The organism is Pantoea sp. BJFS-204, from assembly GCF_049310725.1.
Taxonomy (GTDB): domain Bacteria; phylum Pseudomonadota; class Gammaproteobacteria; order Enterobacterales; family Enterobacteriaceae; genus Pantoea; species Pantoea agglomerans.
Window position 1 is genome coordinate 1 of the sequence record NZ_JBMOWE010000012.1, and the last position, 25,859, is coordinate 25,859.

Genomic DNA, 25,859 nt, shown 5'->3' on the forward strand with positions numbered 1-25,859 from the left:
TGAGAGTCCTGAAGGGACGTTGAAGACTACGACGTTGATAGGCCGGGTGTGTAAGCGCAGCGATGCGTTGAGCTAACCGGTACTAATGACCCGTGAGGCTTAACCTTACAACGCCAGAGGCGTTTTTGAGAGACACGATTTTCAGCCTGTACCGGATATATCTGCGCGGCCTTACGGGCGGCGCGGAGACAGAATTTGCCTGGCGGCTTTAGCGCGGTGGTCCCACCTGACCCCATGCCGAACTCAGAAGTGAAACGCCGTAGCGCCGATGGTAGTGTGGGGTCTCCCCATGCGAGAGTAGGGAACTGCCAGGCATCAAATTCGTTCCTTTTCCCCTGACAAGGAAAATAACAGGAACAGACGGCCATCAGCCCGTTGCTGACAGCTGTGAAAGAATCGGTGGAGCGGTAGTTCAGTTGGTTAGAATACCTGCCTGTCACGCAGGGGGTCGCGGGTTCGAGCCCCGTCCGTTCCGCCACTTAATTGGAAAGCCCTGACTTAACGGTCAGGGCTTTTTCCATTGCAGCAAATTCAACACGGAAAAATACACCGCGCTGATTCTCTTCGATCTCCCGGATCATTTTAACGATCGCTAATTCTTTGAATCTGAAGCGATAATCGCGCAATCGATCCCACCCCTTCCAAATTGTGTGCGGGCAGACCCCGATCAGGCCTGCCCCTGTAGACTTCAGGTACGCCACGGCTGGTCAGCTGTCCACTCACTCAGAAAATCGATAAAAGCGCGCACACGCTGGCTTACGCCAATATCACTGTAGTAAACAGCATGGAAGGGCATCTCGACCGGCAGACGCTGCTCGGCCAACACTTCCACCAGTTTTCCCTCAGCAACTTCACGATCGATCATATAGTCCGACAGGCAGGCAATACCATTACCGGTAAGACAGAGCTGCTTAATCGTCTCTCCGCTGTTAGAGGAGATAGCCCAGCTAATATCATAGAGTTCGCCGCTTTCACGGGAGACGGGCCAGCGATTGAGTCGTGGGGAATCATCAAAGCCGAGACAGTGGTGGTTATCCAGCTCAGCCACCGTTTGCGGTGTCCCATGCTCACGGAGATAGGCGGGTGAAGCAACCATCTTGCGAAAGCTCCTGAACAGCAGCCGGGCGCGCAGCGTTGAGTCGGTGAGATTGCCGGCGCGAATGGCGATATCCACTTTCCGCTCAATCAGATTGATAAAACTCTCTGAGGAGATCAAAGAAAGAGTCACGTCAGGATAGCGCAGACGAAAGGGTTTAATCATCGGCATCAGCAAATGCAGAATGACCGGCGTCGCGGCATCAACGCGCAGTAGTCCTTTAGGCGCCTGTAAACTCTCGATCAAATCGCTTTCTGCCGTGGTCATCTCCTGCAAAAAACGTTGAACATGGCGAAAATAGCGTTCGCCCTCCTGCGTAAGCGCCAGCTGCCGTGTTGTGCGGGTCAGCAGGGCAATACCCAGCTTGCTCTCCAGCTTTTTAACTGTCCTGCTGACGGCAGAGTTAGCCATCTTCAGCTGTTCAGCAGCGCGACTGAAACTTCCACTTTCTACTACGCTGACAAACACTTTTAGTTCATCAGAAGATGCCTTCATTCTTCCTCCCTGCAGTCACATGGCCATTAAGCCAGTTTATGACTGATAATGCTGTTATAACCAGTACAGGAGCCGTTAACGATGACATCGGGGATGTCACCGCCTGATCTGCCTCGTTTTGCTTAGCGAACGTAAAAGGGCTGCTTTATTCTGGAAAAGGTGATGAATTCTGACATTCACCTGCATCCATTGAAACCCCGGTCTAAAATCCCTATAACAGACAGGTGTTAACTGTATTTTGAATCATCAGCCAGGCGGGAAAGTGCGCAAAAAAACTTATGCAATGCGATATGTAGCAGGACAACCAGTGGAACAGATCTTTCCACCTGGCGCGATGCTCCATCTCGGTCAGGCACTGCCACCCGGCGCACCCTTGCCCGCGCACCCAAACCTCAAAGTTCTGGTGTGGAACATCTTCAAGCAGCAACGCGCAGACTGGATGTCGGTACTGGAAGGATTTGGTAAAGATGCGCACCTGGTATTACTGCAGGAAGCGCAGACCACACCAGAACTGGTGGAATTTGCCACCAGTAATTATCTTGCTGCCGATCAGGTACCTGCCTTTGTGCTGCCTCAGCATCCCTCTGGGGTGATGACGCTCGCCTCTGCGCACCCGGTCTATTGCTGCCCGTTGCGTGAGCGTGAGCCTCTGCTGAGGCTGTCAAAATCGGCACTGGTCACGGCGTATCCGCTGCCCACGGGGGAAATGCTGATGGTCGTGAACATCCATGCGGTAAATTTCAGCCTGGGCGTCGACGTCTACAGTAAACAGCTGGGGCCAATCGGGGAGCAGATCATGCATCACCAGGGGCCGGTGATTATGGCCGGGGATTTCAATGCCTGGAGCCGTCAGCGTATCAATGCACTCTACCGTTTTGCACAGCGAATGAAGCTGGAAGAGGTCATGTTCACTGCCGATCACCGCCGTAAAGCCTTTGGTCGCCCGCTGGATTTCGTCTTCTATCGCGATCTCAGGGTGAGTGAGGCATCCGTACTGGTGACGCGCGCGTCCGACCATAACCCCTTACTGGTGGAGTTCAGTTCAGGAAGCTAGTCCGGTGCATTAAGCGAGCCTGCAGAAGGGGGAGGGAAGTCCGGCAGATGAGTAAACGGTGGCGGATGAATAAAAGAAAAAGGCTGACAAATGTCAGCCTTTTCAACGTATCAGGTATCAGGTGTTGCGTTATTATTCACAAACAGCGTTAAGTTATCGCCGGGTTGAATATCTTTCGCACTGTCCAGCACACTGTTCCAGCGCATCACGTCTTTGATGTTAACGCCGTGATGACGGGCAATACTGTCAAGAGAATCACCCTTACGAACACGATAGGTGATGCTGTTGCCGTTATCAGCCAGTCGGGTGCCATTCGAACCAATGGTCAGAGTCTGACCCGGTCGGATATCAGCACCGCGCAGGTTGTTATCCTGCTTCAGTGTCGAGACGCTAACGCCAAGTTTTGAGGCGATACCAGAGAGCGTATCACCCCGTCGCACTTTGTACCCGCCACTCGCACTGGCTTTCGCAAGCTGAGTAGGCTGTACCGCTGCGATGTCACCGGAAGCCAGTGAATTACGCAGTTTCGCGACGTTCGACTTCGGCACCATAATATAGTGTGGGCCGTTTGGCGCTGTTGCGCCGCCTTTGTAACCGGTATTGAAGCTCTTCAGTTTCGTGAGCGACATACCCGCCATTTCGGCAGCCTGCGTCAGCTGTATCTGCTGACCCACTTCCACTCGCGCCAGAGCACGACTTTCATTAGGTGTCGGCAGTTTGATACCGTAACGCTTGTTATTTTTGAGCAGTTCACTCAGAGCTAACATTTTAGGCACATACACGGTCGTTTCACGTGGCAGCGACAAATGCCAGAAGTCAGTCGGCTTACCGCGCGCCTTGTTCTGCTTTATCGCTTTGAGTACACGTCCTTCACCACTGTTGTACGCTGCGATGGTTAATAACCAGTCGCCGTCGAACATGGTGTTAAGACGCTGCATCATATCCAGCGCAACTTTCGTGGATGCGACCACATCGCGTCGCCCATCGTAATACTGGTTCTGTTTCAAACCATAGTTTCGACCTGTTGCAGCAACAATCTGCCAGATACCAGCGGCATTGGCGGATGAAGTTGCCCGGGGGTCAAAAGCGCTCTCCACTATGGGTAGCAGTACCAGTTCCATCGGCATTTTACGTTTCTGTATCTGCTCGACTATCCAGTACATGTACGGCTCTGCCCGTAATGTTACATCGTGGAGATAGCTCTTATTTTTTAAAAATTTACTTTTTTGTTCGCGGATTGCCGGGTTTTCCGGAATCCCCATCTTCAACTCGTCACTAATGAAACTCCAGAGATCTGCGTCTGCTGCGAGGCCAGTTCCATCTTCCTGCCATCGCGGCGACAAAAACTCGTCTCCGTACTTTCCATTTTCACCTTGACCAGCTGAAGACAGACTCTGTGCATGCTGTACCGGGATATTGGCATCGTTCCTGGACGCCTGACATCCTACCAGCAAGACTGAGGCGAGTAAGATCGCTTTAGCCTTCATGTGTGTGTCAATAGTTCGCTTAAAAGACGAGCAACTATACGTGACGACTTTTCACAACACAACCCGAAAAATCAAAAAGCGTCTTTCTTCTCGCGTAGAACGGCAAATGAACGCCATACGGGTTCATCAGTAACGTTAACGTTTAATGCCCTTTGTAAATCAACGTCTTGCGTGCGAAGAAATAAATTTATTGTCCGTTCGTGCGCCAGTTTTGTGGGCAAACTAATGCCATTTTCAGCGCGTAAGTCCTTAATTTTCTGATATTCGGCCGTTATTTGTGGGTCATGGGGCAGAATAGCCGCAGCAAACTTCAGATTGGATAAAGTATATTCATGTGCGCAGCAGACTAATGTTTCACCTGGAAGCTGGTTAAGCTTTTGAAAGGAATCATACATCTGCTCTGCCGTGCCCTCAAAAAGGCGTCCGCAGCCGCCCGAAAAGAGTGTGTCACCACAGAAAAGATAAGGTGAGCTGTAATATGAGATATGTCCTAAAGTGTGACCAGGAGTGTGGATCACCTCAAACGTCAGGCCCAGTACCGTGACCTTATCGCCTTCGCTGACTATCGTTCTGGCCCCTTTAGCCGCAGTTTCCTGGGGACCATAGACCTCAAGCTGAGGGAAATGCTCGCACAGTGTTTTCACTCCGCCCGTGTGGTCGTTATGGTGGTGAGTCAGCAGAATAGCGACCGGCTGCCAGCCGTTGGAGGCCATTTTTTCTAACACCGGTTGGGCTTCGCCGGGATCGACAATCAGGCATTTACCGTCATCATCAGTCAGCGTCCAGATGTAGTTGTCCTGCAACGCAGGAATACTGGTAAGATTCATCATCACCTCTCGCAGGTCGTAGGAAAAGGAAGAGCGTAAAGCATGAAGCCCGCTAAATCACGCCAGATTCTGAACGCACCGCTGTCATGGCGCGATATGCCGTGGGGAGATTATTTCCGCGACGCGCTAACGCAGCAGCTTCAGCCTTACCTTGGAAAGCTTTATGGCTTTCATATGCTTAAGCTTGGCAACCTCAGCGCAGAAATCAACACCGAAAACTGTGCTATTTCACATCAGGTCAATGTTGGCAGGGAAGGTGATCTGTTACAGGTGCTGGCTGACCCGATGCAACTGCCGTTTGAGTCGAAGTCGATCGATGCCTGTTTGCTGGCCCATACGCTCGCCTGGAGCCAGGATCCTCACCGGGTGTTACGTGAAGTAGATAGGGTGTTAATTGATGATGGCTGGATGATTATCAGCGGCTTCAATCCATTCAGCCTGCTCGGCGTGAGTAAGATGGTGCCGGGCCTGAACCGCAAAGCCCCCTGGAGCGGACGGATGTTCAGCCAGGTGCGGTTAGTCGACTGGCTGGGACTGTTGAATTATGAGGTGGTCTATCGCACCCGCTTTCAGGTGCTGCCGTGGCATCGGCAGGGCGGAAAACTGATCAGCGCCCACTTACCGGCGCTGGGCTGTCTGAATATTGTGGTGGCACGTAAACGCACCTTCCCGCTGCTGCCGACCCGGGCTAAGAAGAGTATGAGCACCAGCAAGATCCGCCAGACGGTCAATGCCACACGCCAGTTCCGGCAGGCAGAGGATCAGGATTCGGTTTTATAACCGATATCCTCAAAAGCGGGATTTTCAGCTGCGCTGCGGGCCAGCACGTCGCAGCGCTCATTTTCCGGATGTCCGGCATGGCCTTTAACCCACTCCCACTGAATCTTATGGGTGCTGAGTGCTAAGTCGAGACGCTGCCAGAGATCGACATTCTTCACCGGCTTTTTGTCGGCGGTTTTCCAGCCACGCTTTTTCCAGTTATGGATCCAGCTGGTAATTCCCTGACGCACATACTGACTGTCGGTACTGAGCACCACATCGCACGGCTGAGTCAGCGCTTCCAGTGAGACAATCGCCGCCATCAACTCCATCCGGTTATTGGTGGTAAGGTGATAGCCCGCGCTGAAGGTTTTCTCATGCTGACCGTAGCGTAAAATCGCCCCATAACCGCCGGGGCCGGGATTTCCAAGACAGGATCCATCGGTGAATATTTCTACCTGTTTGCGCATCTCTGGTAGACTTCCTCTCAAAAACGCTAAGTCTGACATAAAACGGGTCTTATGAGCACTGCAAATAACCGCCAGATCGTTCTCGATACTGAAACCACCGGCATGAACATGATCGGGGTACATTATGAGGGGCACCGCATCATTGAGATTGGTGCGGTAGAGGTGATTAACCGTCGCCTGACCGGTAACAATTTCCATATGTATCTCAAGCCCGATCGGCTGGTCGATCCCGAAGCCTTTGGCGTACACGGCATTGCCGATGAGTTCCTGGCCGACAAGCCTGCATTCAGCGAGATTGCCGATGAGTTTCTCGACTACATTCGCGGTGCTGAATTAGTGATCCATAACGCCCCGTTTGATATCGGCTTTATGGACTACGAGTTTGCAAAGCTGAACCGCGGCATTGAGAAAACCGAAACCTTCTGCAAAATCACCGACAGTCTGGCGCTGGCGCGCCGTATGTTTCCCGGCAAGCGCAACAGCCTTGATGCGCTTTGCTCGCGTTACGAAATAGACAACAGCAAACGAACCCTGCACGGCGCACTGCTCGATGCCGAGATTCTGGCTGAAGTCTTCCTGACGATGACCGGCGGACAGACTTCACTCTCCTTTTTATCGGAAAGTGAAAGCGCCCGACAGGCGCAGGGAGAGAGCATCCAGCGCATCGTGCGTCCCACCTCTGCACTGCGCGTGGTCACGGCCAGCGATGAGGAAGTGGTTGCCCATGAGTCACGTCTGGATCTGGTGATGAAAAAGGGTGGTAGTTGCCTGTGGCGCGGCTGAATTACGCATTTTTGTGGATAAAATCAACGGCAAGCTGAAAAAAACAGCAAACGATTTGTTCGCCTGGAAAAAGCGTTGACGTCGCAACAGGCTGCCATTACTATGCGCCTCGTTCCCGACGGGGAACAAAGCGCGGAGCGGTAGTTCAGTTGGTTAGAATACCTGCCTGTCACGCAGGGGGTCGCGGGTTCGAGCCCCGTCCGTTCCGCCAATCTCTTTAAAAAAGCCGATTCAGAAATGAATCGGATTTTTGCTGTCTGCTATTCAGCGGTGGCCTGGTTCTTCTGCGGCATCACCTCGCCTTGCCAGCGGGCACCATCCTCCGCCTCACGATCTTCACGGGCGATAAAGCGATAGCAGCCTGCCGCCAGACCGGCGCCAATAAACCAGCTGAAATTCGCCACCTGATGCAGGGAAGGGATAAAGCTAATCACCAGGCAAATCGCCACCGATGGCAGCAGTGCGCCAATCGCTTTAGGGTTAAAGCCACCGCGATACCAGTAGCGGCCTGCTGGCGTATCGTTAAAAAGATCGTCGACCGAGATACGTCCACGTTTAATCAGATAGAAATCGGTCAGCAGAATCCCGAACAGCGGCCCGATAAACGATCCCAGCACATCCAGCGTATAGTGAATCAGCTCAGGAGACTGGAACAGATTCCACGGCGTTAACAGCACCGACCCCACCGCGGCGATCATCCCGCCGGTACGGAAACTGATTTTCTGCGGTGAACAGTTGGAGAAGTCAAAAGCGGGCGAGACGAAGTTCGCCACGATATTGATGCCGATGGTAGCGGTAATCATGGTCAGCAATCCAATCGCGACCGCCAGATCGTTGCCGACCATGCTTACGGTTTCGATGGGATCGGTAATCATTTTGCCAAACAGCGACTGGGTGCCCGACACAATCACTACCGTCACCACCGAGAACAGCAGAAAGTTAAACGGCAGTCCCCAGCGGTTGCCGCGACGGATCTCTGACATGCTTTTGCCGTAGCGTGAAAAGTCACCGAAGTTCAGCAGCGGTCCGGAGAAGTAAGAGACCACCAGCGCCGTCGCTGTAATCATCTGCCACGTCTGCTCGCCTGCGGTGAGCGATTTGCTGGCGAGGGTAAACGAGATCCCATCGAAGCCGGTCTTGTATACAATCCAGCCCGCCAGCGCGACCATCACCACATAGACCGCCGGTCCGGCGACATCAATAAACCGTTTGATGGCGTTCATGCCATGCCAGAACACCATCGCCTGCAGTAACCACATAATGCCGAAGCAGCACCAGCCCAGCAGCGACAGACCAAGCCAGTGCGGCACGGTCATCGACGTCAGCGACGGCGCGAACTTCAGCAGCACCAGCATCAGCGCATTCGCCGCCAGATAGGTCTGGATGCCATACCAGGCGAACGCGATCAGGCCGCGTATCACCGCCGGGATATTGGCACCAAACACCCCAAATGCCTGACGGCAGATCACCGCATAGGGGACGCCCGCCATCTGGCTCGGTTTCGCCACCAGATTCGCACAGATCTGCACGATGCAGATCCCCGCCAGCAGGCAGAGCAGCACCTGCCAGCTGGCTAATCCCAGCGTGAAGAAGCTGGCCGCCACCACATAGCCGCCCATGCTGTGCACATCCGACATCCAGAAAGAAAAAATGTTGTACCACGACCAGTTCTGATCGCGAGTCGGTGCCAGGTCGTCGTTACAGAGTCGTGGGCTGTAACGGGCGTTGGCTTCAGAGGCCGTGCTGGCCACCGTTGATTGATTTGGCATGAAACCTGCTCCTCTACCCGAGAGTGGAATGAATAATCTGGTAAAGCGGTATTGCAGGATCCAGGCCAGATCTCTTTTCTTGTATACAATATTTATTTTTCACGTATACGATATGTGGCGTACAGCAAGCGACCGGAGCGTGTAATGACGAGTAAAACAGGACAGCGAGACGCCACCAGGCTGCAGGATAAAGATGAAGGGATTTACCAGGCATTGATGAACGCCATTGTTGAGCATCAGCTGCCGCCGGGCAGTAAACTGCCGGAAGAGGCCCTTTCCGGGGTCTTCGGTGTGAGCCGCACCGGCATCCGCAAAGTGCTGCAACGCCTCGCGGCGGTGCAAATGGTCACTCTGACGCCCAAACGTGGTGCGCAGGTCTCCACACCCGGCGTTGAAGAGGCGCGGGATATCTTCTCAACCCGCAGTTTAATGGAGTGCGCTAATCTGCCAGTGGTCCTGGCCCATTTGCAGCCCCCGCATCTGGTGGCGCTGGAGCAGCTCATCGCGCAGGAGAACCAGGCGCACGCCGATCATGATGGCCCGGCAGCCATCCGGCTGTCAGCGGCCTTTCATATTCAGTTACAGGCAATCTCCGGGAATCAGGTGCTCACCGGCATGGTGACCAGTCTGACGCAGCGATCATCGCTGGTGATCGCCGCCTATGGCGCACCCTGGCAGCGTGGCTGCCGCTGTGACGATCATGCGAATCTGCTTCAGTTACTGCGCGCGCGTGCGCTGCAGCCGCTGACGCAGGCGCTACAGCATCACTTCGAGCACATCGTCTCCAGCCTGCACTTTGAGCGCAGCGGGGAAACGCTGCCCGACTTTTCCCGACTGTTTGCCGCAGGCTCTGGAGCTGCCTCATGAGCCTGATTCAGGTTATTAACCCTAATACCAGCCTGGCGATGACCGAAACTATCGGTCAGGCCGCGCGTGCGGTCGCCGCACCGGGCACCGAAATTCTGGCTGTTTCGCCGTCGCAGGGCGTGCCTTCCATTGAAGGGCACTTCGATGAGGCGATCGCCGCCATCGGAGTACTGGAGCAGATTAAACTGGGCAGAGCGAAGGGCGTCAGCGGCCACGTCATTGCCTGCTTTGGCGATCCGGGTTTGCTGGCGGCACGCGAGCTGGCCAGCGGACCGGTGATCGGCATTGCGGAAGCGGCGATGCATACCGCCACGCTGCTGGCGACGCGTTTCTCCATTGTCACCACGCTGCCGCGCACCCTGGTGATTGCGCGTCATCTGCTGCAGCAGTATGGCTTTACCCATCACTGTGCCGCACTGCATGCCATCGATCTGCCGGTACTGGCGCTGGAAGATGGCAGCGGCCTGGCGCAGGAAAAAGTGCGGCAGCGCTGCATTCAGGCTAAACGGGAAGATGGCAGCGGGGCGATTGTGCTGGGCTGTGGCGGAATGGCGACGCTGGCCGGGGAGCTGACCCGGGAGCTCGGCCTGCCGGTGATCGATGGCGTCAGCGCGGCGGTGAAGATGGTGGAGTCGCTGGTGGCGCTTGGTTTTGGCACCAGCAAACATGGTGATCTGGCCTGGCCTTTGCAGAAACCTCTCTCAGGTGCGTTTCAGCATCTAAACTAACGGAACTTTCCCGAATCAAAACAGGTGGAGTGATGACTGACGCTGCAGAGAAGAAAGAGTACAGCTTTAACAAAAACTATCCGCGCGATTTAATCGGTTATGGCGCTCATCCGCCGCACGCCGCCTGGCCCAACAACGCCCGTGTGGCGGTGCAGTTTGTTCTGAACTACGAAGAGGGCGCAGAAAACAGCGTGCTGCACGGCGACACCGGCTCAGAGCAGTTCCTCTCCGACATCATCGGGGCAGCCAGCTATCCCGATCGCCACATGTCGATGGAGTCGCTGTATGAGTACGGCTCACGCGCCGGTTTCTGGCGTATCCACAACGAATTCCAGAAACGCGGTCTGCCGTTAACGGTTTTCGGCGTGGCGATGGCGCTGGCGCGTCATCCGGAAGTCGTCGAAGCGATTAAACAGGCTGACTACGATGTGGTCAGTCACGGCTGGCGCTGGATCCACTATCAGGGCATGGATGCAAAAACCGAACGCCAGCATATGCAGCAGGCGGTCGATGTGCTGGTTGATCTGTTTGGTAAAGCGCCGACCGGCTGGTACACCGGCCGCGACAGCCCGAATACCCGGCGGCTGGTGGTGGAGCAGGGCGGTTTTAGCTATGACAGTGACTACTACGGCGACGATCTGCCTTTCTGGACCCAGGTCACCTGTCAGGATGGAACGGTTAAACCGCACCTGATTATCCCCTATACCCTGGAGTGCAATGACATGCGCTTTGCCTCGCCGCAGGGATTTAATACCGCGGAACAGTTCTTTACCTATCTGCGCGACAGCTTCGATGTGCTGTATGAAGAGGGCGAAACCGCACCGAAGATGATGTCGATCGGTATGCATTGCCGCCTGCTGGGTCGTCCTGGCAAATTCCGCGCGCTGCAGAATTTTCTCGATCACATCCAGCAGCATGAGGATGTCTGGATCTGCACCCGTCAGCAGATCGCTGACCACTGGATCAACACGCACCCGGCACCTTAAGCCGGTTCCGGCGCTCGCCCCGCGTTGATCGGGCGAAGCGCCGGACGATGTCAGCTCATCAGGCTGACCTGCGCCGCCACGATGCACCAGCCGTGGGGCATACGTACCCAGGTCTGCTGCTGACGGCCAATTTTATCGCTGCCGGTGCGGGTAAATTCGGTGCTGCAAACCGCATAATCCTCGCCAAAGGTGGTGATCACGGTGTTTCGCAGCGTCCGGTTCAGCCCGGCTGAAGGACGCGCGGCGCGGAAGGCACGAATCTCATCAATGCCATACAGATTCTCACCCGCGCCGAGGCGCACGGTTCGCGGGTCGTGCCAGAACAACGCATCCAGTTCGGCCACGTCATTGCTGACCAGCGCCTGCTCGTAGCGGTAAAACTGCGCCGTCACCTCGGTGACTACCTGCGGTAAATTAATCTCTCTGTTCATCAGGCTCCAGCCATATTGATTTGCGGTATCGTAATGCCGCGTTGTTCCAGTGCCCAGGCGGCACGTAACACCGCCTCTTCATTAAATGGACGGGCGATAAGCTGTAATCCAATCGGCAGACCGCTTCGGGTCGCCAGCGGCACGGTACAGACCGGCAATCCCAGGAAGGAGATCGGCTGCGTCAGCATACCCATGCTCGCCTTAGCGGGCAGCGATTCCCCCTGAATCGACAGGGTCTGCTGACCGATGGTGATCGCGCTGCAGGGTGTCGCCGGCGCTATCAGCACATCAAACCGATCAAAAAGCGGCAACACCTGCTGCTGGAAATGGCGGCGGAAACGCTGCGCCTGCACGTACCAGGCACCTGGCATCATGGCACCGGCCAGCAGACGCTCGCGTGAATTGGGTTCAAACTGCTCAGGCGTCTGGCGCAGGGCGGGCAGATAGTGATTGCCGCCTTCTGCCGCGGTCATGATAAACGCCGCCGAGCGTGCCAGCTCAGCGTCTGGCATCAGCACCTCTTCCTGTGCATCAAGTGCTGCCGCGATCACCGCGACGGCAGCGCGGGCATCCTCATCGCACCAGCGGGCAAAAAAGCCACCCAGTACGCCGCAGCGCAAGCCTTCGCTGCCCTGTGACAGCCCCGGTAGCGTCGCGGCCAGCGGGCGATCGGCCTGAAACGCATCGGTGTGGTCTGCGCCCTGCAACAGATCATATACCAGCGCCAGGTCTTCAACCCGCCGCGCCAGAGGACCGATGTGATCGAGGCTGGCGACAAACGGATGGCTGCCGCTGCGTGACAACCGGCCAAAGGTCGGCTTAAGACCAAAAATACCGCACAGCGACGCGGGCACCCGAATCGAGCCGTTGGTGTCGGTGCCCAGTGAAAAGTGGACCAGACCAGCGGCCACGGCAGCCGCCGAACCGCCTGACGAGCCGCCAGCCACGCGGCTGAGATCGCGCGGATTGTGAGTCGCGCCGTAGTGGCTGTTTTCGGTGGTAAAACCATACGCGTAGGCATCCATGTTCAGCATGCCAGACAGCAGCGCACCAGAGCGACGCAGTTTATCGACAGCAAACGCATCTGCACGTGCCGCCGGCCGGTCGCTGAACAGGCTGGCACCGGCCAGGGTAGTGTGACCCGCCACATCAAACAGGTTTTTTACCGCATACGGGATGCCCGCCAGCGGTGGCAGGGTTTCGCCGCGCTGCCGCTGCGCATCAATCGCACTGGCTTCTTTTAACATGCGCGGCCCGGTCACTTCCGTCCAGGCATTCAGCGCCGGATTGTGCTGCTCAACCGCCTGCAGCGTGCGCTTTGCCACTTCCAGCGCACTGATTTCACCCTGCTGAATCGCCCGCTGCAGGGTCTGAATCGAAACGTCACCTAATCTCATGCCTGGTATACTCCTGCCACTTCAAGCCGGTAATCCAGCGGAAACGCCATCAGCGGCGCGGCCATCTCCGCGATACGCGACAGCTGGATCAGCAGTTCAGCGCGGCGGGCGTCATCCAGTTCCAGTTGCAGTATCTGCTCCATATGGCCGATGTAGCTGGCCCAGTCGTGTTGATTCATGATTCGCTCCTGTTAAAAACCGGCGGCGCTGCCGTTACTGCGTGGATCGCTTGCGCCCTCAAACATGCCGTTGCTGTGGCGCACAATGGCGCCCGCATGGCCCACGGATTCGCTGAAGTCCGGCAGCAGCTCCACCTCATGTCCCCACAGACGCAGCATCAATACCGTTTCGTCGTCAAAACGGCCTTCCAGTTTCAGCGAGTCTGATGATTGCCCCCAGGTCCGGCCCAGCAGCCAGCGCGGCGCACTGACTGCCTGTTGTAACGGCAAGCCCTGAATCACATGGCGGGTAAAAATCGCCGCCTGAGTCTGCGGCTGTCCATCCCCACCCATCGCGCCATACACCAGCGTCCGGCCATCTTTCAGCCGTGCGGCGGCGGGATTCAGGGTATGAAACGGTTGCTTACCGGGTGCCAGGGCCAGCAGATGGTCAGGATCGAGGCTGAAAGCGGCGCCGCGGTTCTGCCAGGTGATACCCGTGCCGGGCAGCACCACACCACTGCCAAATTCGTGATAAATGCTCTGAATAAAGGAGACGGCCAGGCCGCTGCTGTCCATCACGCCCATCCAGACCGTATCGCCCGGCCCGCGTCCGTTTCCCCATGCCGCCGCCTCTCCATCGGTGATCTGGCTGGCGAGTGTGGCAAGGTGATCGCTGTCCAGCAGCGCCTGCAAATCTTCCGTGACGTGACGCGGATCGGTGATGTGTTTGTCGCGCAGTGCAAACGCTTTTTTGGTGGCTTCCACGATACGGTGCACCGTCTGCGCATCGTCAGCCTCCGCCATCTCCAGCCGATCGGTGATGCCCAGGATCGCCAGCGACACCATGCCCTGCGTTGGCGGGGTGATATTCCAGATGTCACCTTCGCTGTGGGAGAGATGCAGCGGCGTCGTGCGGCGGGCGCGATGCTGCTGCAGATCGGCCAGCGTCACCGGCATGCCCAGCGTGGCCATCTCATCGGCCATATGGTGAGCCAGCGTGCCGCGATAAAAGCTGTCGAGCCCCTCTTCAGTAAGCTGGCTGAGGGTGTTTGCCAGGGCGGGCTGGGTAAAACGGCTGCCTGGCTGCGGCACGTTGCCGTCAGGCATAAAGGTGGCGCTGAAGCCGGGCTGATGCTGCAATTCACTGCGGAACGTCGCGGTGGCGGCGCTCTGTGAGGTGGTCACCGGAATACCGTCGGCGGCGTAGCGAATCGCATCGCTCAGCAGACGTGCCAGCGGCAGCGGCGGGGTGCCCATCTCAGCCGAGAGATTCAGTGCCTCCTGCCAGCCGCTGACCGTACCGGCCACGGTCAGCGCCGCTTTCGGCCCGCGATGCGGAATCTTAGGGTGATCGGCGTAGAAATCGTGATGAGCCAGCGAACCGGCTGCGCCGCTGGCGTCGATAGCGACAGGATCGCCGCCGGGCGGCAGAATCAGCCAGAAACCATCACCGCCCAGTCCATTCATATGCGGGTAGACCACGGCGATGGTCGCGGCAGCGGCTACCATCGCTTCAATGGCATTACCGCCATCACGCAGTACCGCGAGCGCGCTCTCACTCGCCAGATGGTGTGGCGTCACCGCCATCCCCTGCGGGGCCATATTGCTTTGAATCATCTTTTTCTCGTTATCCGGGTGACAGAACCGATAACAAAGCAAGAGCTGTTCCAGTTTTCACCCTGAGCTGACGATGCGCCGGTTAACCTGGCGCAAATTGTGCTAGCTTCTGCTGAAACAAAAGTTACAGGACGGGTTATGAAACAGCTTGATGAACGACTCAGGAGTCACTATCCCCAGCTCTCCCCGCAGGAGCAGCGTATTGCCGACTTCGTGTTTGACCACTTCGATGACCTGATCAGCTACAACAGTGCCGAGCTGGCGCGGCTCAGTGGCGTGTCGAAAGCCACGGTCAGCCGGCTGTTTAAGCGTCTGGGCTATGAAAAATACAAGGATATGCGTGATGAGTTACGCATCCTGCGCCAGAGCGGCATGCCGCTGACCGATAATCGTGATGCGGTGCAGGGCAATACGCTGCTGGCGCGACACTACAAGCAGGAGATGGCTAACCTGACGCAGTGGGTGAACAGTCTGGATGCCCGGCACTTTAATGAGGTTATCCAGCAGCTGGCGCAGGCAAAACGCGTCTTTATCATCGGCATGCGCAACGCCTATCCGGTGGCACTGCATCTGCGACAGCAGCTGGTGCAGGCGCGTTCGCAGGTACATATCCTGCCGCAGCCGGGCCAGACGCTGGCTGAGGAGCTGGTGGATATTACGCCGGAGGATATGGTGGTCGTGATGGCCTTCCGTCGTCGTCCCCGCATCATTCGCCCGCTGATGCAGCAGTTGCAGGCGGCCGGTATCCCGATGCTGGCGCTGTGTGAGCCGCAGGCGCAGACGGTGATTGCGCTGGCGCGCTGGCAGCTCTGTACGCCGCTGGACAGCGTTTCCGCCTTCGACAGTTATGGCTCCGCCATGAGTCTGGTTAACCTGATTGCCAATGCACTGCTACATGAAATGCTGGCACAGGGACGTCAGCGCATTCATCAGATCGCCGACCTTTACCAGCAGTTTGACGAGCTGGAGCACCGCTAAAAGGCACCGTTTTGGTGCTTTGCCCCATTTCAGAACAGACCTTCCCCCGGCGTAGTCGTCCCGATTACGCCAGATTTCAGCTGAATGCTTTGCCGCTTAACCCTTTTTCTGTGGCCGTCCGGATTGGCACATTAGTTGCAGATTGCATCTCAAAGAATCTTTTGTTTCACGTTAATCTCACCGGGGTGCATAATGAAAAAAGTTTTGATGGCGGTTGCGACAGCGGCATTACTGATGGCACAAGCGGGAAGCGCGCTGGCCGATCAACTGCAGGACATCCAGAAACGCGGCGTCATTCGCATCGCCGTGCCGCAGGATTTCCCGCCGTTTGGCTCGGTTGGCACCGATCTGCAGCCGCAGGGGTATGACATCGACACGGCCAGATACCTGGCAAAGCAGATGAAACTTAAGTTGCAGCTGGTGCCGGTCAGCAGTGCCAACCGCGTGCCTTATCTGCAAACCGATAAGGTCGACCTGGTCATCTCCAGCATGGGTAAAAATGCCGAGCGGGAAAAAGTGATCGACTTCACCCGCGCCTATGCGCCGTTCTTCCTGGGCGTATTCGGGCCTAAAGGCGATGAAATCAAAGCGGCGTCTGCCCTGAGCGGCAAATCGATTGGCGTAACACGTGGTGCAGTAGAGGACATGGTGCTCAGTGACGTTGCGCCGAAAGATGCACAGGTGAAACGCTACGAAGATAACAACACTACCTTGTCTGCGTATCTCTCCGGTCAGGTGCAGTATGTGGCGACCGGCAACCTGGTGGTCGCCGCCATTGCCCGTCAGAATCCGGCTAAAGCGCCGGTGGCGCAGTTTATGCTGAAAGATTCTCCCTGCTATATCGGCCTGAAGAAAGATCAGCCGGCACTGAAAGCGAAAGTGAATGCGCTGATTGAGCAGGGCATCAAAGATGGCACCCTGAATAAACTGTCAGAAGAGTGGCTGAAAGCGCCGCTGCCCGCCAACCTCGGCGCCTGAGGAAAGATTCATGACCGGGCAACTTAACTTTCCCGCCCTGTGGCCCTACTGGCCGGAGCTGCTCTCCGGTCTTTGGGTCACCATTCAGCTGACGGTGCTGGCGACTACCGGTGGTGTGGCGCTCGGCATTGCGGGCGCGGCGCTGCGCAGTGGCAGACCCAGCTGGATGAGCCGCCTGTGGGGCATCTATGTCGAGCTGATCCGCAACACGCCGTTTGTGGTGCAACTGTTCTTTATCGTTTTCGGTCTGCCTGCGCTGGGGCTGAAACTCACTGCTGGCGAGGCGGCGCTGCTGGCGATGCTGATTAACCTCGGGGCGTATAGCACCGAGATTATTCGTGCCGGAATACAGGTGACACCCAAAGGGCAGTGGGAAGCGGGACGGGTGCTGGGATTAACCCGCAGCCAGACGTTTCTGCGGGTGGTGTTGCCGCCCGCGCTGCAGCGCATTTATCCGGCGCTGGTGAGTCAGTGCATCATCGTGATGCTGGGTTCGTCGGTGGTGTCGCAGGTCTCCTACGAGGAGCTGACCTTCGCCGCCAACCTGATCCAGTCGCGCACCTTCTTAAGTTTTGAGGTCTATCTGGTGACCACGCTGATCTACCTGGCGTTGTCGATTGCAATGCGCCATCTGCTGCTGGCGATTGGCCGTAAATGGTTTGGAGTGCAGCCATCATGATGACGACCTTTACCGACTGGGACATCCTGCGCAACCTGCTGCTGGCGGCACGCTGGACCCTGTTGCTGTCGCTGGTGGCCTTTGTCGGCGGCACGCTGGTGACGCTGCCGCTGCTGTTTATGCGCCTGCTGCAACGCAAATGGTTAACGCGGCTGGTACGCGGTTACACCGCGCTGTTTCAGGGCACGCCGCTGCTAATGCAGCTGTTCCTGGCGTTTTTCGGCGTCGGCCTGTTCGGCATTGATGTTGCACCCTGGACGGCGGCCTCGCTGGCGCTGACCTTCTACACCAGCGCCTTTCTGGTCGATATCTGGTACGGCAGCATCCGCGCCCTGCCAAAAGGCCAGTGGGAAGCGTCGCGCTGTCTCGGCCTGACCTTTGGTCAGACGTTGTGGCGGGTCATTGCGCCGCAGGCGATCCGCATCGGTATTGCCCCGACGGTGGGGTTTGCTGTCCAGGTGATCAAGGGCACCGCGCTGGCGTCAATTATCGGGTTCATCGAGCTGACCAAGGCGGGCACCATTCTGAACAACGTGACCTATCAGCCGTTTAAAGTCTTTGGGCTGGTGGCGCTGGGCTACTTCCTGATGTGTTATCCGCTGTCTCGCTACAGCCAGTATCTGGAGAAAAAATTCAATGCCGCTCATCACCATTAATCAGGTGCAAAAATATTACGGCGACAACCATGTGTTGAAAGGCGTGGATCTGGATATCGACATGGGCGAGGTGATCTCAATCATCGGTCGCAGCGGATCGGGCAAAAGCACGCTGCTGCGCTGCATGAACGGGCTGGAAGGCTATCAGGAGGGCAGCATCAAGCTCGGCGGTATGACGATTACCGATCGCGACTCGCAGGCGCGTGAAATCAGCCGCTCGGTCGGGATGGTGTTTCAGAGCTTCAATCTGTTCCCGCACATGACGGCACTGGAGAACGTGATGCTGGCGCCGCGCCGGGTGCTGAAAAAAAGCGAGGCCGAGTGCCGGGCGCTGGCGGCGCAGATGCTGGAGAAGGTCGGGCTGGGCGAGCGTCTCAACTACTATCCTGCCAGCCTCTCCGGCGGTCAGCAGCAGCGCGTGGCGATCGCCCGTGCACTGGCGATGACGCCGAAAGTTTTACTCTGTGATGAGATCACCTCCGCGCTCGATCCCGAGCTGGTGGGCGAAGTGCTCAAAGTTCTGGAGCAGCTGGCGTCAGAAGGGATGACGCTGATCCTCGTCACGCATGAAATGAGCTTCGCCCGCGACGTGGGCGATCGTGTGGTCTTTATGCATCAGGGGCGCGTCTGGGAGCAGGGCGACAGTAAGACGCTGTTCGCTCAGCCGCAGTCACCGGAGCTGAAGCAGTTTATCTCTTCGGTTCGCCTCTGATTCTGAAAAAGGAAATTACCATGGATATCAATCACTACCCGCAACTTAACCCGCCACAGCGTCTGCTGATGGGGCCTGGACCGATCAATGCCGATCCACGTGTGCTGCGCGCCATGTCGAGTCAGCTGCTGGGGCAGTACGATCCCGCGATGACCCACTACATGAATGAAGTGATGGCGCTCTATCGCGGCGTGTTTCGCACAGAGAACCGCTGGACACTGCTGATTGACGGCACCTCCCGCGCCGGTATCGAATCGATTCTGCTGTCATCGATCAGGCCTGGCGACAAAGTGCTGGTACCGGTGTTTGGCCGCTTTGGTCATCTGCTGTGCGAAATTGCCCGCCGCTGTCGGGCGGAAGTGCACACCATTGAAGTGCCGTGGGGCGAAGTCTTTACTCCCGACCAGATTGAAGATGCGATCAAAAAAGTGCGGCCGCGCCTGCTGCTGACCGTGCAGGGCGACACCTCAACCACCATGCTGCAGCCGCTTGAGCAGCTGGGTGCGATCTGCAAACAGTATGGCGTGCTGTTCTACACCGATGCCACCGCGTCGCTGGCGGGTAACGCGCTGGAAACGGACGCCTGGGGACTTGATGCCGTATCCGCGGGGATGCAGAAATGCCTGGGCGGTCCATCGGGTACCTCGCCGATCACGCTGAGCGCAGAGATGGAGGCGGTGATCCGCAAACGCAAATGCGTAGAGCAGGGGATCCGCACCGAGGCGCATCAGGATGGCGAAGAGGAGATGATCTACTCCAACTATTTTGATCTCGGCATGATCATGGATTACTGGGGGCCGGAGCGGCTCAACCACCATACCGAAGCGACCAGTGCGCTGTTTGGCGCGCGCGAGTGCGCCCGTCTGATCCTGCAGGAGGGGCTGGACAACGGCATCGCCCGCCACAAACTGCACGGTGAAGCATTACTCAAAGGCATTCAGGGGATGGGGCTGGAAACCTTCGGCGACCTGAAACACAAAATGAACAACGTGCTGGGCGTGATGATCCCGTCCGGCGTAAACGGCGATCAGGTGCGCAAACTGATGCTGGAAGATTTCGGCATTGAGATTGGCACCTCGTTTGGCCCGCTGCATGGCAAGGTGTGGCGCATCGGCACCATGGGCTACAACGCGCGTAAAGATTGCGTGATGCAGACTCTCTCCGCGCTGGAAACGGTGCTTACCTATGTCGGCTATCGCACGCCGCAGGGTGCCGCGGCGCAGGCCGCCTGGGATCACTACGGGAGCCACGCATGATGATGAGCGCCAGCGAAGCCCAGGCCGCTGCACAGCGCGTTATGGCGCGCTGCGATGCGCTGGCGGCGATCAGCGAAACGGCCGAGGGGCTGACCCGCGTCTACCTCTCACCCGAACATCTGCGCGCCAACGCCTGTGTCGGTGAGTGGATGCAGGCGGCGGGGATGCAGGTGTGGCAGGATGAAGTCGGCAATATCTGTGGGCGCTACGAGGCGGCAGAAGCGGGTGCACCCGCGTTACTGCTTGGCTCGCATCTCGACACGGTGCGCAACGCCGGTCGCTACGACGGCATGCTGGGCGTGCTCAGCGCCATTGAAACCGTACAGTGGCTTAACGAAAATCAGCGCCGCTTACCGCTGGCGATTGAAGTCATTGGCTTTGGTGACGAAGAGGGCACACGTTTTGGCATTACGCTGCTCGGCAGTCGTGGCATTACCGGCAGCTGGCCGCAAAGCTGGGTGACGCATCCTGACGGCAACGGCATCACCGTGGCGCAGGCGATGGCGGATGTCGGTCTCGACAGCGACAGGATCGCATCTGCGGCGCGGCGGGTTGAGGATATCGTCGGTTATCTTGAGCTGCACATCGAGCAGGGCCCCTGCCTGGAGCAGGAGGATCTGGCGCTCGGTGTGGTCACGGCCATCAACGGTGCGCGCCGCCTCAACTGCCGTTTCACCGGTGAAGCGGGCCATGCGGGCACGGTGCCGATGACCCACCGCAAAGATGCGCTGGCTGCTGCTGCCGAGTGGATGGTGTTTATTGAGCAGACCACCCGTGAGCAGGATCCGCAACTGGTGGCTACCGTCGGTACGATTAACTGCGCGCCGGGAGCGGTCAATGTAATCCCTGGCGAGGTATCGCTGTCGCTGGACGTGCGCGGTCCGCTGGACAACCCGCTGGAGACACTGCTCTCCAGCCTGTTAACCCAGGCGGAGGCGATTGCGCTGCGGCGTGGACTCCGCTTTGAGTCGAACGAATATTATCGCATCGGTGCCACCGCCTGTGACTCCGCGCTGCAACAGGCGCTGAGTCATGCGGTGGAAACGGTGCAGGGTCGCAGTCTGTCACTGCCGAGCGGTGCGGGGCACGACGCCATCGCTATCGCTGAACGCTGGCCGGTCGGCATGCTATTTGTGCGTAACCATCGCGGTATCAGCCACCATCCGGCAGAGTCCGTGGCGGTGGCTGATGTGGCGCCCGCGCTGCAGGCTTATTTACAGGCGGTCTCGCTGATTGCTGAACGGAGCTGAACATGGAATTAGCCGCATTTAATCAACTGTCGGCTGATGAGGCGCAGGCGGCCATCCGGCATTGTGTTGCCATTCCGCACTGGCAGCAGTCGCTGGTGGCGGCGCGGCCTTTTGACACCCTGGATGCGCTACGGGCAACCGCCGATGCGCTGGCCCGCCAGTGGCAGCAGCCTGAGCTGGAGGCAGCACTGTCGGCGCATCCCCGCATTGGCGAACGCGCGAACGGCGCGGATAAAGAGGCGGCCCTGTCGCGCGGAGAGCAGTCCGCCATGCAGCAGGCCGACAGCGCTTTGCAGCAGGCAATGCAGCAGGGGAATCAGGCTTATGAAACGCGTTTTGGCCGGGTGTTTCTGATTCGTGCTAAAGGGCGCAGCGGCGAGCAGATGCTGGCAGAGTTGCAGCGTCGGTTGCAGAATAGCGATCCTGCCGAGCAGCAGGAGGCGCTGGATCAGCTGCGTGAAATTACCCTGTTACGCCTGAAGGAGACGATTCAATGAGTACTGTTACTACCCATATTCTGGACACGGCGCTGGGCAAACCGGCCAGCGGTGTAGCGATTTCACTTGAGCAGAACAGCCCGGAAGGGTGGTTTCCGATTTCACAGGGTGAAACCGACAGCGACGGGCGTTTGAAAGATCTGACGCCCGAGCCGCTGACGCCGGGCCACTACCGTTTAACGGCAGAAATCGGCGACTATTTTGCCGCCGCCGGTCGGGATGCACTCTACGTCAGCGCGCAGATCGATTTTATGATTGCCGAAGCGGGCAGCCATTTTCATCTGCCGTTTCTGATTTCGCCCTGGTCCTGGTCAACCTATCGCGGCAGTTAATGGGCGGGCTGACTTCCCGCCTGCCATTCACAGCGAAAAGCGATCCGCATCCTGCCAGGCCGGGAAGCGCTCGCGATAAGCATTCAGTGCGTCCAGCGACAGCTCTGCGTCCAGCCTGGCGCGCTGGTGCGGCTCAGCCGCGCTGAGGATCTCACCCTGCGGTGAAATAATCTGGCTGTCGCCGCTGTATTCATGCTGATTGCCATCACTGCCGACGCGGTTACAGCCTGCTACATAAGCCTGATTTTCAATTGCCCGCGCCAGCAGCAGCGCCTGCCAGTGCAGTGCACGCGGTGCAGGCCAGTTGGCGACATAGAGCGCCAGATCGTAATCGTTGCGGTTGCGCGAGAAGACCGGGAAACGCAGGTCGTAACAGATTTGCGGCAGGATGCGCCAGCCGCGCCACTCAAACACCTGACGCTGTTCGCCTGGCAGATAGTGGTGATGCTCGTCCGCCATGCGGAACAGGTGGCGCTTGTCATACTGATGCAGCGTGCCGTCCGGCTCCACCAGCAGGAAGCGGTTTACCGCGCCGTGTTCGGTCTGAATCGCCGCGCTACCGCCGACCAGGGCATCGTTGCGACGGGCATGCTGATGCAGCCACTCCACCACCTGCGCCTGAGGCAGCGAGCTTTTCGCCGCTTCCATTGCAAAGCCGGTGGTAAACATCTCCGGCAGTAAAATCAGATCGCGCCCGTTGAGTCCATCCAGCTGCTCGTCAAAATGGCGCAGGTTGGCCTCGCCATCCATCCAGCTCAGCGTATCCTGCAGTAACGTGATTTTTAAAGCTGACATAAGCGCTCCGCGGCGGCATCTAATGTCGCCGGCTGTTTGGCAAAACAGAGGCGGATCAGTTTATGAGGAAAGGGATCGGCGCAGAACACCGACAGAGGAATCGCGGCAACGCCCACTTCGCGGGTCAGCCACTGGCAGAAACTGACATCATCCAGATCGGAGATGGCGCTGTAATCGACCAGCAAAAAGTAGGTACCTTCGCAGGGAAGCACCTTAAAGCGGCTGCTGCTTAGCGCCGTTGCCAGCCGATCGCGGCGGTCGCGATAAAACGCCGGCAGCTCAAGATAGTGCTCCGGATGCTCACGCAGCATATCGGCAATCGCCAGCTGCGCCGGCGTATTCACCGAGAAGGTCAGATACTGATGCACCTTGCGCAGTTCCGCGCTGATCGCGGCAGGGGCAATGCAGTAGCCCACTTTCCAGCCGGTCATATGGAAGGTCTTACCAAACGACGACACCGCGATAGCGCGCTGGCGCAGTTCGGGATGTGCCAGCACGCTGGCGTGGCCTGCCTGATCGAAGCAGATGTGCTCATAGACTTCGTCGCTCAGTACATAGACCGGTCGCGCAGCAATCGCCTGCCATAGCGCGGTGAAATCCTGCTGCTGCCAGACGGTGGCGGAAGGATTGTGCGGCGTATTCAGGATCACCAGCCGGGTTTTATCACTCAGCAGCGCAGCAAACGCCTGCCAGTCCACCCGGAAAGCGGGCGGCTGCAGCGTAATGCGTTTCATCACGCCGCCCGACAACTCTACCGCAGGCGCATAGCTGTCGTAGCTGGGATCAAAGCAGATCACCTCATCGCCTGGCCGCACCAGCGCGGTAATCGCCGCATAGAGCGCTTCGGTTGCGCCCGCCGTCACCGTAATCTCTGTTTCGACATCAGGACGATAGTCATAGAGCCGCGCGGTTTTCTCTGCAATCGCCTCACGTAACGGCAGCGCACCGGTCATCGGTGCATACTGGTTCGCGCCCTGGCTGACGTGATACGCCAGCCGCTGCTGCAGATAGTCCGGGCCGCTAAAATCAGGAAAGCCCTGAGAGAGATTGATAGCGTTATGCTGCTGCGCCAGCGCACTCATCTGGCTGAAAATGGTGGTGCCGAGCAAAGGGAGTTTACTCTCGGGGATCAGGTTGTGCTGCGTCATGATGTCAGGCCTTAAGCGCGAAGATTGATGCGGTGTCACCCGGTGTTTGTGCCACTATAAACAGGATGATAGTATTTGGCAATCAAGACGCTTAGATGGCTAAATGCATCATGCTCCGGGCTTCAGCGGCGTAGGCTGCACTTACTTACCCCGGCCACTGACGAGTGTCAGCTCCCGGCGATAAGCGCTTGCCGCCTTGCTGAGATGCGGATCATCTGGCAGGACCCGGAGAGTATGGTTCAGCAGTCGGGCACGTTTGCTAACTGTTTAAGATTTTCAACCTGTTGTAATTTTATAGCCATTATCGTTATCTGGGCTGAGCCACCCGAGATCATATTTCACCGCAAGGAACTTTTATGTCGCAGAGTCTTCCATTAGATCAGCTGGTCGCCGCCTGTCACTGGATTGGCGCGAAAGGCTGGGCACCGGCCACCGGCGGAAATATGTCGGTGCGCCGCGATGAACATGTCTGCCTGCTGAGTGAATCGGGCAAAGATAAAGGCACGCTGACGCGGGATGACTTTATCGAGGTCGATATTGCTACCAGCCAGTCGCTCTCTGGCCGTAAGCCGTCGGCAGAAACCGGTCTGCACACGATGATCTATCGACTCTTTCCCGAGGCGGGCGCGGTGCTGCATACCCACACCGTGAATGCGACGGTGCTGTCGCGGGTGGAGCAGGGCGCGGCGCTGCTGCTGCACGGCTATGAGATGCAAAAATCATTGAGCGGCCAGCACACCCATCTGGATACGCTGGCCATTCCTGTATTCGACAACAGCCAGGACATTGCGGCGCTGGCGTCAGAAATTGAAGATTACGCTGCCCGCTTTCCGCTGCGTTACGGCTTTCTGCTGCGCGGTCACGGCTTAACCTGCTGGGGCCGGGATGTCAGCGAAGCACGCCGTCATCTGGAAGGTCTGGAATTTTTATTTGAATGTGAACGTCAACGTCGCCTGCTGGAGAGAGCATGATTCGCGCCATTGTTACTGATATCGAAGGCACCACCAGCGATATCCGTTTTGTACATAACATCCTGTTTCCCTACGCCCGTGAGCATCTGGCGAGTTTTTTGCGTGAAAATGCGCATCAGCCCAACGTCGCCGCAGCGCTGCAGTCGGTACGTGAGGAGGCCGGTCAGCCGCAGTCTGATCTGGATGCGGTGACAGAGATTCTGCTGGGGTTTATGGACCAGGATCGCAAATCAACCGGCCTGAAAGCGCTGCAGGGCATGATCTGGCGCGATGGCTATGTTAACGGCAGTTTTACCGGCCATCTCTATCCTGACGTCCTGCCAGCACTGACCCGCTGGAAGGCGCAGGGCATTGAACTGTATGTATATTCCTCCGGCTCGGTTGCGGCGCAGAAATTGTTATTTGGCTACAGCGACGAAGGTGATATTACTGACTTCTTCAGCGGCTATTTTGATACGCACGTGGGTGCCAAACGCGAAGTCGCAGCCTATCGCGCTATCGCCGCTGAAATTGGTCAGCCAGCGGAGCAGCTGCTGTTTCTCTCCGATATTCATCAGGAGCTGGATGCCGCCGCTGAGGCGGGCTGGCAGACGCTGCAACTACTGCGTGGCGATGCGGACGGCGAGAGCCGCCATCGTCAGGTGACGGATTTTTCCCAGATTAACCCGGAGTCAATTTAG

General features: G+C 57.5%; 29 protein-coding genes, 2 tRNA genes and 2 rRNA genes. 21 read left to right on the top strand and 12 right to left on the bottom strand.

Features of this window, described 5'->3' with window-relative positions; all coding sequences use genetic code 11:
* From ACO6VX_RS21635 to ACO6VX_RS21645, 3 genes are all read left to right on the top strand, one after another.
* Positions 1 to 107, top strand: a 23S ribosomal RNA gene (locus ACO6VX_RS21635); the annotation flags it as partial.
* A gap of 91 nt (positions 108 to 198) precedes the next feature.
* Positions 199 to 314: ribosomal RNA gene (gene rrf, locus ACO6VX_RS21640) — 5S ribosomal RNA — on the top strand.
* 87 nt (positions 315 to 401) lie between these two features.
* Positions 402 to 478, top strand: a tRNA-Asp gene (locus tag ACO6VX_RS21645).
* A gap of 1 nt (position 479) precedes the next feature.
* Here the strand turns inward: ACO6VX_RS21645 and ACO6VX_RS21650 are convergent.
* Both ACO6VX_RS21650 and yafC read right to left on the bottom strand, forming a co-directional pair.
* The gene (locus ACO6VX_RS21650) at positions 480 to 626 is read right to left on the bottom strand and encodes a hypothetical protein (protein WP_155724509.1); all 147 of its coding nucleotides are present in this window, start codon (positions 624 to 626) and stop codon (positions 480 to 482) included.
* 62 nt (positions 627 to 688) lie between these two features.
* Positions 689 to 1,591, bottom strand: coding sequence for a DNA-binding transcriptional regulator YafC (gene yafC / locus ACO6VX_RS21655; protein WP_187510981.1), 903 nt, complete (start codon positions 1,589 to 1,591; stop codon positions 689 to 691).
* A 262-nt stretch (positions 1,592 to 1,853) separates the two neighbouring features.
* Here yafC and ACO6VX_RS21660 point away from each other — a divergent pair, with 262 nt between their 5' ends.
* Positions 1,854 to 2,645, top strand: coding sequence for an endonuclease/exonuclease/phosphatase family protein (locus tag ACO6VX_RS21660; protein ID WP_010255114.1), 792 nt, complete (start codon positions 1,854 to 1,856; stop codon positions 2,643 to 2,645).
* 110 nt (positions 2,646 to 2,755) lie between these two features.
* Here ACO6VX_RS21660 and mltD read toward each other — a convergent pair whose 3' ends face one another.
* Both mltD and gloB read right to left on the bottom strand, forming a co-directional pair.
* On the bottom strand, positions 2,756 to 4,132 hold the full coding sequence (mltD, locus tag ACO6VX_RS21665; protein WP_022625195.1) for a murein transglycosylase D: 1,377 nt from the start codon (positions 4,130 to 4,132) through the stop codon (positions 2,756 to 2,758).
* Between the two features lie 71 nt (positions 4,133 to 4,203).
* Positions 4,204 to 4,959 (bottom strand): hydroxyacylglutathione hydrolase, encoded by a 756-nt coding sequence (gene gloB, locus ACO6VX_RS21670; protein WP_010255119.1) that lies wholly within the window; start codon positions 4,957 to 4,959, stop codon positions 4,204 to 4,206.
* Between the two features lie 42 nt (positions 4,960 to 5,001).
* Here gloB and ACO6VX_RS21675 point away from each other — a divergent pair, with 42 nt between their 5' ends.
* Complete coding sequence (locus ACO6VX_RS21675; RefSeq protein WP_010255122.1) at positions 5,002 to 5,739, top strand: class I SAM-dependent methyltransferase; 738 nt, start codon at positions 5,002 to 5,004, stop codon at positions 5,737 to 5,739.
* On the opposite strand, the gene rnhA is transcribed toward ACO6VX_RS21675, so the two are convergent.
* Positions 5,721 to 6,188, bottom strand: coding sequence for a ribonuclease HI (gene rnhA / locus ACO6VX_RS21680; protein ID WP_010255125.1), 468 nt, complete (start codon positions 6,186 to 6,188; stop codon positions 5,721 to 5,723). The genes ACO6VX_RS21675 and rnhA overlap by 19 nt on opposite strands.
* Positions 6,189 to 6,239: 51 nt before the next feature.
* Here rnhA and dnaQ point away from each other — a divergent pair, with 51 nt between their 5' ends.
* Together dnaQ and ACO6VX_RS21690 are read left to right on the top strand one after the other, a co-directional pair.
* Entirely contained in the window at positions 6,240 to 6,971 is a 732-nt protein-coding gene (gene dnaQ / locus ACO6VX_RS21685; protein ID WP_010255127.1) for a DNA polymerase III subunit epsilon, read from the top strand.
* Positions 6,972 to 7,105: 134 nt separating this feature from the next.
* Positions 7,106 to 7,182, top strand: a tRNA-Asp gene (locus ACO6VX_RS21690).
* Between the two features lie 49 nt (positions 7,183 to 7,231).
* Here the strand turns inward: ACO6VX_RS21690 and ACO6VX_RS21695 are convergent.
* Positions 7,232 to 8,740: an NCS1 family nucleobase:cation symporter-1 gene (locus ACO6VX_RS21695; RefSeq protein WP_033756668.1), complete on the bottom strand. Its 1,509-nt coding sequence runs from the start codon at positions 8,738 to 8,740 to the stop codon at positions 7,232 to 7,234.
* 144 nt (positions 8,741 to 8,884) lie between these two features.
* Here ACO6VX_RS21695 and ACO6VX_RS21700 point away from each other — a divergent pair, with 144 nt between their 5' ends.
* From ACO6VX_RS21700 to puuE, 3 genes are read left to right on the top strand one after another with little or no spacing between them, the layout of a single operon-like run.
* Positions 8,885 to 9,607 (top strand): GntR family transcriptional regulator, encoded by a 723-nt coding sequence (locus ACO6VX_RS21700; protein WP_010671140.1) that lies wholly within the window; start codon positions 8,885 to 8,887, stop codon positions 9,605 to 9,607.
* The gene (gene hpxA / locus ACO6VX_RS21705) at positions 9,604 to 10,335 is read left to right on the top strand and encodes an allantoin racemase (protein WP_122889169.1); all 732 of its coding nucleotides are present in this window, start codon (positions 9,604 to 9,606) and stop codon (positions 10,333 to 10,335) included. The genes ACO6VX_RS21700 and hpxA overlap by 4 nt, the downstream gene beginning before the upstream one ends.
* A 32-nt stretch (positions 10,336 to 10,367) precedes the next feature.
* A complete protein-coding gene (gene puuE, locus ACO6VX_RS21710) occupies positions 10,368 to 11,321 on the top strand; it encodes an allantoinase PuuE (protein ID WP_010255138.1) in 954 nt (317 codons plus the stop codon).
* Positions 11,322 to 11,371: 50 nt separating this feature from the next.
* Here puuE and hpxZ read toward each other — a convergent pair whose 3' ends face one another.
* From hpxZ to ACO6VX_RS21730, 4 genes are read right to left on the bottom strand one after another with little or no spacing between them, the layout of a single operon-like run.
* A complete protein-coding gene (gene hpxZ, locus ACO6VX_RS21715) occupies positions 11,372 to 11,752 on the bottom strand; it encodes an oxalurate catabolism protein HpxZ (RefSeq protein WP_010255141.1) in 381 nt (126 codons plus the stop codon).
* Positions 11,752 to 13,149: an AtzE family amidohydrolase gene (locus tag ACO6VX_RS21720; protein ID WP_122889168.1), complete on the bottom strand. Its 1,398-nt coding sequence runs from the start codon at positions 13,147 to 13,149 to the stop codon at positions 11,752 to 11,754. Before ACO6VX_RS21720 ends, hpxZ begins: the two co-directional genes overlap by 1 nt.
* Positions 13,146 to 13,328, bottom strand: a complete 183-nt coding sequence (gene hpxX, locus ACO6VX_RS21725; RefSeq protein WP_422458295.1) for an oxalurate catabolism protein HpxX — start codon at positions 13,326 to 13,328, stop codon at positions 13,146 to 13,148. The genes ACO6VX_RS21720 and hpxX overlap by 4 nt, the downstream gene beginning before the upstream one ends.
* A gap of 12 nt (positions 13,329 to 13,340) precedes the next feature.
* The gene (locus ACO6VX_RS21730) at positions 13,341 to 14,927 is read right to left on the bottom strand and encodes a gamma-glutamyltransferase family protein (protein ID WP_422458296.1); all 1,587 of its coding nucleotides are present in this window, start codon (positions 14,925 to 14,927) and stop codon (positions 13,341 to 13,343) included.
* Positions 14,928 to 15,065: 138 nt separating this feature from the next.
* Here ACO6VX_RS21730 and hpxU point away from each other — a divergent pair, with 138 nt between their 5' ends.
* The 9 genes from hpxU to uraH all read left to right on the top strand — a co-directional run bounded on the left by hpxU (position 15,066) and on the right by uraH (position 22,265).
* Complete coding sequence (hpxU, locus tag ACO6VX_RS21735) at positions 15,066 to 15,905, top strand: MurR/RpiR family transcriptional regulator HpxU (RefSeq protein ID WP_422458297.1); 840 nt, start codon at positions 15,066 to 15,068, stop codon at positions 15,903 to 15,905.
* A 192-nt stretch (positions 15,906 to 16,097) separates the two neighbouring features.
* A complete protein-coding gene (locus tag ACO6VX_RS21740) occupies positions 16,098 to 16,883 on the top strand; it encodes a transporter substrate-binding domain-containing protein (protein WP_010255154.1) in 786 nt (261 codons plus the stop codon).
* A gap of 10 nt (positions 16,884 to 16,893) precedes the next feature.
* Positions 16,894 to 17,562, top strand: a complete 669-nt coding sequence (locus ACO6VX_RS21745) for an amino acid ABC transporter permease (protein ID WP_010255155.1) — start codon at positions 16,894 to 16,896, stop codon at positions 17,560 to 17,562.
* Positions 17,562 to 18,218 carry an amino acid ABC transporter permease gene (locus tag ACO6VX_RS21750; RefSeq protein ID WP_010255156.1) on the top strand — a complete coding sequence of 219 codons (657 nt, stop codon included), beginning with the start codon at positions 17,562 to 17,564 and terminating at the stop codon, positions 18,216 to 18,218. Before ACO6VX_RS21745 ends, ACO6VX_RS21750 begins: the two co-directional genes overlap by 1 nt.
* Entirely contained in the window at positions 18,199 to 18,930 is a 732-nt protein-coding gene (locus tag ACO6VX_RS21755; RefSeq protein WP_010671147.1) for an amino acid ABC transporter ATP-binding protein, read from the top strand. Before ACO6VX_RS21750 ends, ACO6VX_RS21755 begins: the two co-directional genes overlap by 20 nt.
* A gap of 20 nt (positions 18,931 to 18,950) precedes the next feature.
* Positions 18,951 to 20,186 (top strand): pyridoxal-phosphate-dependent aminotransferase family protein, encoded by a 1,236-nt coding sequence (locus ACO6VX_RS21760; RefSeq protein WP_010671148.1) that lies wholly within the window; start codon positions 18,951 to 18,953, stop codon positions 20,184 to 20,186.
* The gene (gene hpxK, locus ACO6VX_RS21765; RefSeq protein ID WP_022625186.1) at positions 20,183 to 21,436 is read left to right on the top strand and encodes an allantoate amidohydrolase; all 1,254 of its coding nucleotides are present in this window, start codon (positions 20,183 to 20,185) and stop codon (positions 21,434 to 21,436) included. The genes ACO6VX_RS21760 and hpxK overlap by 4 nt, the downstream gene beginning before the upstream one ends.
* Positions 21,437 to 21,438: 2 nt before the next feature.
* Positions 21,439 to 21,933 (top strand): 2-oxo-4-hydroxy-4-carboxy-5-ureidoimidazoline decarboxylase, encoded by a 495-nt coding sequence (gene uraD, locus ACO6VX_RS21770; RefSeq protein ID WP_010671150.1) that lies wholly within the window; start codon positions 21,439 to 21,441, stop codon positions 21,931 to 21,933.
* Positions 21,930 to 22,265, top strand: coding sequence for a hydroxyisourate hydrolase (gene uraH / locus ACO6VX_RS21775; protein ID WP_010671151.1), 336 nt, complete (start codon positions 21,930 to 21,932; stop codon positions 22,263 to 22,265). Before uraD ends, uraH begins: the two co-directional genes overlap by 4 nt.
* A gap of 27 nt (positions 22,266 to 22,292) precedes the next feature.
* Here uraH and ACO6VX_RS21780 read toward each other — a convergent pair whose 3' ends face one another.
* Together ACO6VX_RS21780 and ACO6VX_RS21785 are read right to left on the bottom strand one after the other, a co-directional pair.
* Complete coding sequence (locus tag ACO6VX_RS21780; RefSeq protein ID WP_422458298.1) at positions 22,293 to 23,060, bottom strand: amidohydrolase; 768 nt, start codon at positions 23,058 to 23,060, stop codon at positions 22,293 to 22,295.
* Positions 23,048 to 24,208 (bottom strand): pyridoxal phosphate-dependent aminotransferase, encoded by a 1,161-nt coding sequence (locus ACO6VX_RS21785; RefSeq protein ID WP_033756685.1) that lies wholly within the window; start codon positions 24,206 to 24,208, stop codon positions 23,048 to 23,050. The genes ACO6VX_RS21780 and ACO6VX_RS21785 overlap by 13 nt, the downstream gene beginning before the upstream one ends.
* Positions 24,209 to 24,564: 356 nt before the next feature.
* On the opposite strand from ACO6VX_RS21785, the gene ACO6VX_RS21790 reads away from it, so the two are divergent.
* Together ACO6VX_RS21790 and mtnC are read left to right on the top strand one after the other, a co-directional pair.
* Complete coding sequence (locus ACO6VX_RS21790) at positions 24,565 to 25,179, top strand: methylthioribulose 1-phosphate dehydratase (protein WP_010255165.1); 615 nt, start codon at positions 24,565 to 24,567, stop codon at positions 25,177 to 25,179.
* On the top strand, positions 25,176 to 25,859 hold the full coding sequence (gene mtnC / locus ACO6VX_RS21795; protein ID WP_422458299.1) for an acireductone synthase: 684 nt from the start codon (positions 25,176 to 25,178) through the stop codon (positions 25,857 to 25,859). Before ACO6VX_RS21790 ends, mtnC begins: the two co-directional genes overlap by 4 nt.